General features: G+C 66.3%; 8 protein-coding genes. 2 read left to right on the forward strand and 6 right to left on the reverse strand.

From position 1 onward, the window contains the following. The first annotated feature begins 189 nt into the window (after window positions 1–189). On the forward strand, window positions 190–840 hold the full coding sequence (locus EQ874_RS06795; RefSeq protein ID WP_064065007.1) for a hypothetical protein: 651 nt from the start codon (window positions 190–192) through the stop codon (window positions 838–840). Between the two features lie 24 nt (window positions 841–864). Here the strand turns inward: EQ874_RS06795 and EQ874_RS06800 are convergent, their stop codons facing one another. The 5 genes from EQ874_RS06800 to EQ874_RS06820 form a co-directional block, all read right to left on the reverse strand. Further along, window positions 865–3348, reverse strand: coding sequence for a LuxR C-terminal-related transcriptional regulator (locus EQ874_RS06800; RefSeq protein ID WP_242496668.1), 2484 nt, complete (start codon window positions 3346–3348; stop codon window positions 865–867). A 226-nt stretch (window positions 3349–3574) separates the two neighbouring features. Then, the gene (locus EQ874_RS06805; RefSeq protein WP_229565124.1) at window positions 3575–4954 is read right to left on the reverse strand and encodes a glutamate decarboxylase; all 1380 of its coding nucleotides are present in this window, start codon (window positions 4952–4954) and stop codon (window positions 3575–3577) included. A gap of 66 nt (window positions 4955–5020) precedes the next feature. Then, window positions 5021–7006 carry a YhgE/Pip domain-containing protein gene (locus tag EQ874_RS06810; RefSeq protein ID WP_129976342.1) on the reverse strand — a complete coding sequence of 662 codons (1986 nt, stop codon included), beginning with the start codon at window positions 7004–7006 and terminating at the stop codon, window positions 5021–5023. A gap of 3 nt (window positions 7007–7009) precedes the next feature. Then, window positions 7010–7885, reverse strand: coding sequence for a hypothetical protein (locus tag EQ874_RS06815; protein ID WP_129976343.1), 876 nt, complete (start codon window positions 7883–7885; stop codon window positions 7010–7012). Window positions 7886–7943: 58 nt separating this feature from the next. After that, window positions 7944–9224, reverse strand: a complete 1281-nt coding sequence (locus EQ874_RS06820; protein WP_129976344.1) for an amidohydrolase family protein — start codon at window positions 9222–9224, stop codon at window positions 7944–7946. A 174-nt stretch (window positions 9225–9398) separates the two neighbouring features. Between EQ874_RS06820 and EQ874_RS06825 the strand changes: the two genes are divergently transcribed. Next, entirely contained in the window at window positions 9399–10040 is a 642-nt protein-coding gene (locus EQ874_RS06825) for a hypothetical protein (RefSeq protein ID WP_129976345.1), read from the forward strand. Window positions 10041–10077: 37 nt separating this feature from the next. Here the strand turns inward: EQ874_RS06825 and ligA are convergent, their stop codons facing one another. Next, the gene (gene ligA, locus EQ874_RS06830; protein WP_129976346.1) at window positions 10078–12186 is read right to left on the reverse strand and encodes an NAD-dependent DNA ligase LigA; all 2109 of its coding nucleotides are present in this window, start codon (window positions 12184–12186) and stop codon (window positions 10078–10080) included. Window positions 12187–12211 lie beyond the last annotated feature (25 nt).

Below are 12211 nucleotides of genomic sequence, written 5' to 3' on the forward strand. Positions count from 1 at the left end.
GACCGGGGATTTTCGGTGGGCTCGGCCCATTTTCGATTCCGCACCCTCCCTGACGCCGTCGACGAGGTGCAAGGATGTGGTCTGCCAGAGGCCGATACGGCCCTTGGCGCCGGCATGCGGATGCCGGCGCACCACATGCCGTCGCTGTGGCGTTCGCCGACGGCACGAAACGACTGAGGAAGGACTCACGTGTCGTACCTCCTGCGTGTCAGGCTCCCCGATCGTCCCGGTAGTCTCGGCTCGCTCGCCCTGGCGCTCGGTTCGGTCGGCGCCGACATCCTGTCGCTCGACGTGGTCGAACGCGGCAGTGACTTCGCGATCGACGATCTCGTCGTCGACGTCGAACCGGGCAAGCTCCCCGACACGCTCCTCACCGCGGCCGAGGCCCTGCCCGGCGTCACGGTCGACTCGATCCGCCCCTACGCCGGGATCCTCGACACACACCGCGAACTCGAGCTGATCGATCACGTCGCCGCCGCGCGCGACGATCGGATCCAGATCCTCGTCGACGGCGCGCCTCGGGTGCTGCGCGTCGGCTGGGCGACCGTCCTCGGGGTCGGGCCGAACGGCATCTTCCGCATCGCGGGGAGCCCGGGTTCGCCGGAGACCCGTCTCAGCGGCGTCCCCTGGATGCCGCTCGCCGAAGCCACCCTGCTCGACCACGAGGGCGACTGGGTGCCGCAACTCTGGCGCGACATGGACACGATGCTCGCGGCCGCTCCTCTCGGCTCATCCGAGCGCGTCCTCGTCCTCGGGCGTCCCGGCGGACCCGAGTTCCGGCCGTCCGAGATCGCGCGCATCGGTTACTTCGCGGGCATCGTCGGCACCGTCCTCCGGTAGTCGCCCGAGGTTCGGGGACAGGCCTCAGCCGACGACGAGTCTGTGTGCCTGCGCGATCGCTTCCTCACGCGAATGCACACCCAGTTTCCTGTAGAGGGAACGCAACTGGGTCTTGACGGTGTTGAGGGTGACGAACTGTTCTTTGGCGATCGTGCCCGCCGTGCCGCCGGCGAGCAACGCGTCGAGGACCGCGCGCTCGCGTGGGGTCAGCCGTACGGCGACACGGATCTCACGGAAGATGCCGTACTCGGCCATCGCCGAGTCGAGATCGATCGGCAGGTCGACACCCAGGGACAGGATGTCGCGCACTGCCGACGGTGGGACACCGACGAACGGCCGCGTCACCCCGGCATGTTCCGCCAGCACCACTGCCCGCTGGAGCCGTCGTCGCGCATCGGTGCGGCGACCGAGTCGCAGCGCCGCCACCGATCCGATCAGGGCGAGTTCCGCACCGACGGCCGGACAGTGCTCACGGGCGGCATCCCCGCGATGCACGATCACCTCGGCGCCTCCGGGATCGCCGGCGAGCAGACTCGATCGCGCCCGGGCCGGAACGGTGAGGGGGTGTGTCGACCCGTCGAGCAGCTCGCGCGCCGCACCGGGCTCACCGAGAGCGAGGTGCAGATCGGCGCGCGCGGCATCGACCAACACCGCGGAGATACCGGTGAGGCGATGGGAGAAGTGCTGCAACTCCGAATCGATGTACAGCAGGCCGTCGGCGGGCACACCACTCAGCAACGCCAATCGACCGCGCGCGTACATGACGGCCGCCCACAACTCCTCCGTGTGGCGGAGTGTGCCGAGCTCGGAGAGTGCGCGGAAGGCCGTGCCGGTGTCGAGCCGGTCGAGTGCCACGAGCGCGGTGGCGGCCAGACCTGCCGTACGGACGAGTGCCTCGGCTTCTCCCAGGATCGGCGGATGCCGCCGTTCCTCCTCGATCCACCGGGTGGCCTCGTGGGTCCGGCCCCGGAGCGCTTCGAGCAGCGCGAGTTTGCCTGCGGCCTCCCGCTCGACGAACACCCCTCGCCCCGCCGTGTGGGCGTGGCGCAGCATCGTGCCGGCCTCGGTGGTGCGGCCGCCGAGGAGGTAGACGGTGCCGAAGTTGAGGTATTTCAGTCCGTGAGCGTGCCGGGCCGTGGTGTCGAGCGTCTCGAAATCCGGCACGGGTTCGGTGGCCAGGCCATCGCACACCTCCATCGCCTCCTCGTAGGAACCCTGCATCCGGAGACTTCCGAGGCGGAGGACCGCTTCGAAGGATTGCGGGAATGTCCACTCCCTCGGCTCTTCCGGGCCGTTCCGTGCACGGGTGATCGTCCGCAGCGACGCGACGGTGCGATCGTCGGTCGCCATGCCGTCGGGAAGCAACTCGAGCAGCACGATCCCCAGGGAGCGGAGCGATCCGCTCCCGTACAGCGCCACCCAGTTCTTCTCGACGATGTCGATCGCGCATCGCCGGTCGCGCCGCTCCACGGCGTGTTGGAGGGCGATGTCCGGACGTGAGCGCTGCAACCAGTAGTCGATGAGAGCCGACCGCGCATCCCCCAATTCCTCCGGGTATTCCGCGCCGCCCACCCGCAGGAGTGATCTTCTGACGACCTCGGGATAGCACCGGGTGGTCCGGCCGCTCGCGGGGTCCGCGTCCGTCGAACAGGTCTCGATCAGTCCCGAATCGGTCAGTGCGGCGAGGAAGACGTCGCCGTCGTCGATGTGCGGCAGGGCCGAGATCGACGACCGTGTCACCGTGTTCGGTGCGGCGGAGACGAGGACCGAGCGGGAGGGCAGTGCCGGTGAGGAATCCGCCGCCAGCGCATGCATGACGACGAGATCGACGGCCGAGTCGACGAGTACGTCGAGGGCGTCGGTGCCGTAGACCCGATCCGGCTTCTCGGCGCGCAGCGTCGCACACACCGCCGCGACGAATGCGGCGAATCCTTCGGTGCGGCGGGTGATCCACTCGATGGTGCGTTGGTCCCGCGCAAGTCCGAAGAGCCGGCACAGTGCAGCGGTCTCGTCCACGGTGAACGCCAGGTCGTCGTCGCCGACGATAGTCCTGTGCGGGTGTCCGTCGACAAGTTCGGCCCACGAGCCTGCGGCCCTGCTGGTGACCACCATCCGCACCTGCGGCCCGAGCCGCAGCAACTGCCCGACCCGGTCTTCGATCGCTTCGACCGACCGGACACCGTCGAGCACGAACATCACGGGCCGGGGGTGCCGGACCAGTATCGAACACAACGAGTCGAAGGAGCCTTCCGTTGCAACGGGTTCGTCGATTCCGAGGGAGGTGCACAGCGACGATGCCACCGTCGCCCAGTAGGTCTCGGGTGTGACGTCGTGCGCGGGTTCGGGAATCACCACCGGCGCCCACTCGGGACACGGGTCGGTCGCCAGCCACGTGTCGACGAGGGTCGTCTTGCCGGAGAAGGGGCCACCGAGGATCACGGCGAGTTCGGAATGCGCGGACAGAACGGAGAACAATCGGCGACGGGACAAAGGCAGTGTTCTCGGCACGTCCACTATCCCTTTCGCATCCGGGCAGCATCGCCCTCGAAACGGACTCACAAGTATGTGCAAATATTAGCAGCCGGCGGGGGAAATGACGGATTTCGCCGGGATTCCGATCGCGCGCCAGGAATCACATCGAAGTAGTCCCGTACCTCCATTCACACGGTCCACGAACGGATCTCACGTCGGCGGGGGAGAAACTCGGTGAGCTTCTCCCCCGCTGCGACTTCGTTCAGTGTGCGAATGCCTGGTCGGTGTGGCCGCGACCGACACCCTCGCGGAGATATCCGACTACATCGGCGATGTCTTCACCGAGCTTGTGGGCGATGTCCCGACTGAAGCCCTCGCGAAGCACGATTCGCAGGACCGCGACGTCCTCCGCGTCGGCCGGCATCGTGTAGGCCGGAACCTGGAATCCGCGGGCCCGCAATTCGTGGGAGATGTCGAACACCGTGAAGCCGGGGTCGCCCGTCACCTCGAAGGAGATGACCGGGATGGCGGAGCCGTCCGTGATGATCGCCATGTTCTCGATCTCGGAGATCTGCTTCGACAGCATGAGTGCGGTGTCGCGCAGGGTCTCCATGATCTGCGTGTAGCCGGCGACACCGAGCCGGATGAAGTTGTAGTACTGGCCGATGACCTGGTTACCAGGACGCGAGAAGTTGAGCGTGAACGTCGGCATGTCGCCACCGAGGTAGTTGACCCGGAAGACCAGGTCCTCGGGCAGATGTTCCTTCGAGCGCCAGACGACGAAACCGATACCCGGATAGGTCATGCCGTACTTGTGACCACTGACGTTGATGGACACGACCCGCGGCACACGGAAGTCCCATTCGAGGTCCGGATGGAGGAAGGGCACCACGAAGCCACCGGAGGCGGCGTCGACGTGCAACGGGACGTCGGGACCGCCGGAGGCCGCGAGCTCGTCGAGCGCGGCGGCGATCTCCGCCACCGGCTCGAGTTCACCGGTGAAGGTGGTGCCGAGGATCGCGACGACGCCGATGGTGTTCTCGTCGACCGCGTCACGGACCTGCTCGGGGGTGATGACGTAACGGCCGGGCTCCATCGGCAGGTACTTCGGCTCGACGTCGAAGTAGCGGCAGAACTTCTCCCACACCACCTGCACGTTGCTGCCGAGCACCAGGTTCGGCTTCGACGCGTCCTTGCCGGCGGCCTTGCGGGCCTCACGCCAGCGCCACTTGAGCGCGAGCCCACCGAGCATGACGGCCTCGGACGAACCGATCGTCGAGACACCGGTGGCCGAGGACGGATCGGCCGGATCGAGGTCGTCCGCGTTGAACAGGTCGGCGACCATGTTGACGCAGCGGGTCTCGATCTCCGCCGTGGCGGGGTACTCGTCCTTGTCGATCATGTTCTTGTCGAATGTCTCGGCCATGATTCGGCCCGCCTGCGGATCCATCCACGTGGTGACGAAGGTCGCCAGGTTGAGCCGCGAGCTGCCGTCGAGCATCAGCTCGTCGTGGATGAACTGGTAGGTCGCCTCCGGATCGGTCTCCGACTTGGGAAGCCGCAGAGCAGGAATCGGTTCGGTACCGAGCCTGCCGGTGAAGGCAGGTGCGAGTGTCTCGCCTGGAGCGTCGGACTCTGACATGGTTTCCTCCATTTCCCGCATCGAACACTCGTCGATCCGGTGACATCGGGACATACGGGGCGGTTCTCACACCTCGATCGGCGGGTACAGCCTCTCCATCGTGTAGCGGCGGTTGCGCCGGACCGACAGGGCACTCAGGGTCAACGATACGAGCAGAATTCCGACGAGAACGGCGATTGCGATCCACAATCGCGAATCGATGTTCTCGGCGACGGTGAGCTGTCGCAGACCGTTGACGGTGTAGGTCATCGGGTCGAACGGGTGGATGTACTGGAACGGCTTCGCGGTGGTCGGCACAGGGTAGATACCGCCGGCCGAGACGAGTTGCAGCATCAGGAAGGCCAATGTCACCACACGGCCGACGGCGACCCCGAAGATCGCGTTGAACGCCTGGATCATGGCCAGATACGTCGCGGAGATCAACATCAGGAACAGGATCGTCCCCACGACGTGCTTCACGTCCAGTCCGACACCGAAATGGACGACCGTGTACATCACGACCACCTGCAGGATGCCCACCAGCAGCGCCGGCCAGTACGACGCGAGAACCGTGCGGTAGGCGCCGAGTCCCGCGACGGTGGGCCGCGACTGCAACGGAGTGAGCAGCATCCAGGTGATGATGCCTCCGACGAACAGGGCGAGCGACAGGAAGAACGGCGCGAAACCGGTACCGAAGGTGGGTGCCTCGTTCGTGTAGTTCTGTTGCAGTGCAACAGGAGTCGACAACGTCTCGGCAGTGGAGGTGCGTTGTTCGTCCGTCCAGCTCGGCACCTGGGCGGCGCCCTGACTCAAGGCCTGCGCGAGTTCCTGCGAACCCGACTGCAGCTCGACCATCCCCGAAGACAGTTCTCCCGCTCCGTCGGCGAGCCGGACACTGCCGTCGGTGAGTTGGACGAGACCGGAGTTCAGCGTGGCGGCACCGGAGCTCAGCTCGTCGACACCGCTGCGGAGTTGGTTCACCTCCGCCGCCAGACCCCCGCTCGACAACGTCGCCAGGGCGCCCTGAAGCGGACTGTTCGGATTGCCGAGTTGATATTCGAGTTGTTCGGCGCCTGCCTGCAGACGCATGATCTCAGCGCGTAGGGCGTCGGCATCGGAGGCCGCCTGTTGCGCCGTCAGCGGTGTCAACGCGGTGATCGCCTGCTGCACGACCGGATCGGAGCTCCGGTTCAAGATGTCGACCACCTGCTGTACGGCCTGGTTCACCGTCGACTGCGTGGTCTGCGGTACCCGCGATTCGAGGGCGTCGAGCGAGGCCCGCAGCTCCGCCGCCTGCCCGGCGACACCCGAGAGGGCACCGCTGTCGAGCGCGCTGAGCAGCGGACCCGTCACGCCGTCGATCGCGGTGGCGAGTTCGTTCGCGCCGGCAGCGAGCTGCGCCGACCCGTCTCGCGCCGTGACCATGTTCGTCGCGAGCTCCTGCGATCCCGAAGCGAGCTGGTCCGCGCCGCTCTTGGCCGTGTCGATGCCGTCGGCGAGCTGCCCGGCACCGTCGGCGGCCTGCTTCAGACCCGAGCCGGCGCTCTCGAGACCGGTGAGCACGGTCCCGACACCTTGGGCACCGATCGTGGAGTTCACCTGCCCGATCACCTGTTCGGACGCGTCCTGCCCGATGATCGTCGCGAGATAGTTGTTCGCGTCGTTGAAAGTGAAGACCAGATTCGCCTTCTCCGGGTTGTCGCCGTTGGGGGATTCGACCGCTTCGGTGAAATTCTCCGGAATCGTGATGGTGTAGTAGTACTTTCCGTCGGCCAGACCCGCGACGGCGTCCTCTTCCGAGACCTCCGCCAGATCGAGCTGACCGGATGCGATGAGGGACTTCACGACCTGATCGCCGGCGTCGACCTGTTCCCCCGTCGACGAACGACCGGTGTCGTTGTTGACGATCGCCGCGGGAATCTTGTTCACCGCACCGAACGGATTCCAGAAGGCCCACAGGTACATGGCCCCGTACAGCAACGGCATGAGAATGATCGTCGCGATCGCGATGCGCGGCATCGTGCCGCGGAAGTATCGCTTCGAGTCGCTACCGAGAGAGACGCCTGCGAGCACTCGTCACTTCCTCTTCGTCAGGACGCCGATGTCACCGGGTCCGAGCAGATCGTGCATGTCCACCACGGCCCGTACCCCGCTATCGGGGTCGACGGGGTTCACGTCGCCGATGATCACCGCCTGGTTCTCACCGAGCGCGACGAGCCGGCCGAGCAGGGTGGCACGTTCGACGTCGTCGGCGATCCGATCGATCCGGCCCACCACCAGCAGTGGCGGACGCCGGGTGTTCGCCACCGAGATCCGCAGGAGCAGTTGCTGGAGTTCGGGGAGGTCGTCGACGAACGCCTCGAGCGGTGGCAGCGGTACGTCGCCGAAGATCTCCTCGCACATCTCGGCGATACCGTCCTCACGGACCCGCGGAACGAACTTGTACCACGGGGAATCCCACCGCTTCTGCTCGGTGACGAGATCGCGCACGGTGACCGACGGGCGCACCTCGTCGAGTTCGTTCATGCACGCGATCGCCGACCGCGCGATGATCTTCTGCGGCCGGTCCTCACCGAGAACCGTCAACGATCCCCGGGTCAATCGCATGCGACCGCACAGGGCCATGAGCAGCGCGGTCCGTGCGGCACCTGCCTGTGCGGCCAGAACCGTCACGCCCCCGGCGTCGAGGTCCAGGTCGAGGGGGCCGAAGACGTGACCCCACGGTCCGTGGAGTTCGATCCCGCGCGCAGACACGAGCGTGCCCGGGGTCTGGCGGGCAACCGCCTGCTGCACGGCCGGAGCTCCGTACGGAGAGGTCTCGAGATCGTCCGGTCCGGCTGTGCCCGCCGATGTTCCGCCGTAGTTTCCATCCGCGACGAAGGGATCCTCGAGTTGTTCGTCCGACAACTCGTCCCATGCCCCTGCGTCGCTGTGCTGTCCGTAGTGGGTCACCGACCGTCCTTGCGCCGAACGAGTGGGGCGTGGTGTCGTGTCCGATACGCGTCCACGATCACAGGCTGTTCTTGACGACGTGGCCGTTCTTCACGATGACCGACAGGTTCTTGGCCGGATCGGCGATCAGACTCAGGTCCTCGAGCGGGTTTCCGTCGACGAGGAGCACGTCCGCCCAGGCACCCTTGTCGATCACGCCCCATCGGGCCTGCCGGTACGGATCGCGCTCGCCGGCGAGCCGGAACAGTTCGGCGTTGCCGGAGGTGAGCATCCGCAGCGCATCGAGGTTGCTGTAGTGGTCGCCGAGCCGCGCGGCCATCTCGCTCTGGCGCGGCGCGATCTGCGGCTCGAGCAGCAGATCGGTTCCCCATGCGGTGTTCACGCCGTGCTTCTGCGCCCACTCGTAGACGTGGTCGGTGCCGGTGCAGATCTGCTTGTCCTTCTCCGCACGATCCGGATCGGGATAGTGGTGATCACCGAGCGCGAAGGGCTGCATCGACAACCACACCTCCTTCTCCGCCAGCAACGCGACGGTCTCCTCGTCCGCGAGGTGGCCGTGCTCGATCGACTTCACTCCGGCCGCGACCGCGCGGCGGATCCCGGTGACGTTGTAGACGTGGGTGGCCACGTAGGTGCCGTAGTCGGACGCCGCCTGGACCGCGGCCCGCAGTTCCTTGTCGATGAACTGGACGGTGTACAGCGGGTCGTACATGGACGCCGCCCCGCCGCCGACCATCAGCTTGATCTGCGATGCGCCCTTCTTGAGCTGCTCGCGCACGGCTGCGAGGACCCGGTCCTCACCGTCGGCGACCCGCATGAAGCCGATCTGTTCGGCGCGCGCCTGGTCGCCGCCGAGGGCCGTGGGGCATTCGTAGACGAAGCCGAAGTCGCCGTGCCCGGCCGTCTGCGAGATCGCGGCCTGGGACGGGTAGATCCGGGGTCCGTCGAACAGTCCTCGGTCGATCACCGACTTGATGCTGCCGGTGTCGCCGGCCATGTCGCGGACGGCGGTGAAACCGCGCAGCAGCATGTTGCGGGCCTCCGCGAGGCCGTTGAGCGCAATGTGCGCTTCGCTGCCCATCACCATGTCGATATAGGAGTTCGCGTTGCCGACGAGGTGGACGTGCGCGTCGGACATGCCGGGCATGAGAACCCGCCCGCCACCGTCGATCACGTCGGTTTCGCGGCCGGGTTCGTCGCCGATCGGCGATGCGGACACGGCCAGGATGCGGTCTCCGTCGATCAGTACGTCGCCGGTGACGAGTTCTCCGGAAATTCCGTCGAAAACTCGCACATTACGAAAAAGGAGGCGATGTGTGGACTTACCGGTCTCCGTCATGGCTGGGACGCTAACGCGCATCGAACACGGTTTCTTACCAACCGACAAGTTTCCGGTCCAATTCACCCCGGCCATTCACCCTTTTTATGAAATATACTCTGACCTGCACCTATCTGATCGGACAGTTTCTTCCGAAAACGCACAAATTTCCAATCTCGGACTTATACTGCGCCAATGCTGATTCACCCGACATTGCGCATGCAGTCCTGGGGATTCGTCATCGGGGCCGTCCTGTTCGCATTGGGTTCGGCACCCGGAATTGCGACGATTCTCGGCACCGCAGGTGCAAATACTTCGTTCTTCGTGGGTTCCTGGTTCTTCACGGGTGCGGCATTCGTCCAATTGATGCGGAGTGGACCGGCGACCGTCTCCGACAAGGGCAGCCCGGCGATCCGCGCCGACTGGCTGGCCTCGCTCACCCAGTTCATCGGTACGTTGCTGTTCAACGTCAGCACGGGAGCAGCACTGCACGCCCACACCGTCAAGGGTGAGATGCACCTGGTATGGAACCCCAATCTCGAAGGTTCCCTGTGCTTCCTGGCGTCGAGCGCCATCGCGTGCGCGATCCTCTGGCGGTCCGGCTCGCATTGGACGCCGCGCTCGAAGGACTGGATCAGCGGATGGCTGAACATGCTCGGGTCGATCGCTTTCGGGGTCTCCGCGGTCGGTTCGTTCATCCTCGACGACGGAAATACTCTCGACCCGAGCCTGGCCAACGCCGGCACGTTCGTCGGCGCGATCTGTTTCCTCCTGGCCGCGGCGGTGTTCCTCGGTAGGCGAAGCGCCGAGGAACACGAGTCCGCTACGGCTCCTTGATAATCCGTCGACAGGACACCTGCCGGCGGGAGGCGTCTCAGTTCTCTCCTTCGCGCCCTTCCAGGTAGGCGCGAGCAGCATCGGGCCCCTCGTCGAGCAAAATCCGGAAACCGTCCTCGTCGAGCACAGGCACCCCGAGATCGGCCGCCTTGTCGGCCTTCGACCCCGGATTGTCGCCGATCACGACGAAGGCGGTCTTCTTCGAGACCGATCCGGCCGCCTTGCCGCCACGCGCGACGACGGCCTCCTTGGCCTGGTCGCGGGAGAATCCCGCGAGCGTGCCCGTGACCACGATCGACAGTCCTTCGAGCGTCCTCACAATGGATTCGTCGCGCTCGTCGGCCATCCGCACGCCCGCTGCCGCCCATTTGTCGACGATCGCGACGTGCCAGTCGACGGTGAACCAGTCGGTCACCGCGGCGGCGATCGTCGGTCCGACGCCCTCGACGGCCGCGAGTTCCTCGACGGACGCGGACCGGATCCGGTCGAGGCTGCCGAACTCGGTGGCCAGGGCGCGCGCCGCAGTGGGTCCGACATGCCGGATCGACAGGGCGACCAGCACGCGCCAGAGCGGTTGCTCCTTCGCCTTGTCGAGATTCTGCAGTAGGCGTTCGCCGTTCTTCGACAGCACACCCTTGGTGGTACGGAAGAACGGGATGCGTTCGAGGTCTTCTGCCGTGAGTGAGAACAGATCGCCCTCGTCGGCGATGACGTTTCCCTCGAGGAGCGCCGTGCCCGCCTCGTAACCGAGCGCTTCGATGTCGAACGCTCCCCGACCCGCGACGTGGAAGACTCGTTCGCGCAACTGCGCCGGGCACGACCGTGAATTGGGGCAGCGCAGATCGACGTCGCCCTCCTTCGCGGGAGCCAGAGGTGTGCCGCACTCGGGGCACTGCGAGGGCATCTCGAAGTGGTACTCGGTGCCGTCGCGCAGGTCGACGACGGGGCCGAGCACTTCGGGGATCACGTCGCCGGCCTTGCGGATGACCACGGTGTCGCCGATCAGCACGCCCTTGCGCTCCACCTCGGACGCGTTGTGCAGCGTCGCGAGCGAGACCGTGGACCCGGCGACGGTGACCGGTTCCATGTAGGCGAACGGGGTCACGCGCCCGGTGCGCCCGACGCTGACACGGATGTCGAGGAGCTTGGTGGTGACCTCCTCCGGCGGATACTTGTAGGCGATCGCCCAGCGAGGAGCCCGGGACGTGGCGCCGAGGCGGCGGTGCAGTCCCATGTCGTCGATCTTGACCACGAGACCGTCGATCTCGTGCTCGACGTCGTGCCGGTGCTCACCCCAGTAACGCATCCGCTCGACGACCGCCTCGGCACCCTGCACGCGCGCGGTGTGCGGGGAGACCGGCAGCCCCCAGGCGGCGAAGGCCGCGTAGGCGTCGGACTGCGAACGGGGTTCGAAGCCTTCCATTCGGCCGTAGCCGTGGCAGTACATACGCAGGTGCCGCCGCGCGGTGACGGCAGGATTCTTCTGCCGCAGGGACCCGGCGGCCGAGTTGCGCGGATTGGCGAAGGGCGGTTTGCCCTCGGCAACCAGGCCCGCGTTGAGGGTCTGGAAGTCCTCGAGCCGGAAGAACACCTCCCCGCGAACCTCGAGCAACGAGGGAATCGGGTATTCGTCACTGCCGGTGAGTTTTTCGGGAACGTCGTCGATGGTGCGGGCGTTGAGGGTGACGTCCTCGCCGGTGCGGCCGTCGCCGCGGGTGGCGGCGCGGACGAGTTTGCCGTTCTCGTAGACCAGACTCAGCGCGACACCATCGATCTTCACCTCGCACAGATAGTCGGGGTGTGTGCCGGTCTCGGCCTCGGCGCGCGAAAGCCACGCACGCAATTCGTCCTCTGTGAAGACGTTGTCGAGGCTGAGCATGCGTTCGAGATGTTCGACGGCGCCGAACTCGGTGGCGAATCCGCCACCGACCAGCTGAGTGGGCGAATCCGGCGTGCGGAGTTCGGTGTACTGCTCCTCGAGCGCCTGCAGTTCGCCGAGGAGCGCATCGAACTCTCCGTCGGAGATGACGGGGGCGTCGCGCACGTAGTAGCGGAACTGATGCTCGCGCACCTGTTCGGCGAGATCCTGCCAGCGCTCACGCGCCTCCGGAGGAGCGGTGATGGGTGCGTCCGTCGGTTCACTCACAGCCTGCAAGCCTAGTCGAGGGAGC

The organism is Rhodococcus sp. Q1 (assembly GCF_004153645.1).
Lineage (GTDB): Bacteria > Actinomycetota > Actinomycetes > Mycobacteriales > Mycobacteriaceae > Rhodococcus > Rhodococcus gordoniae.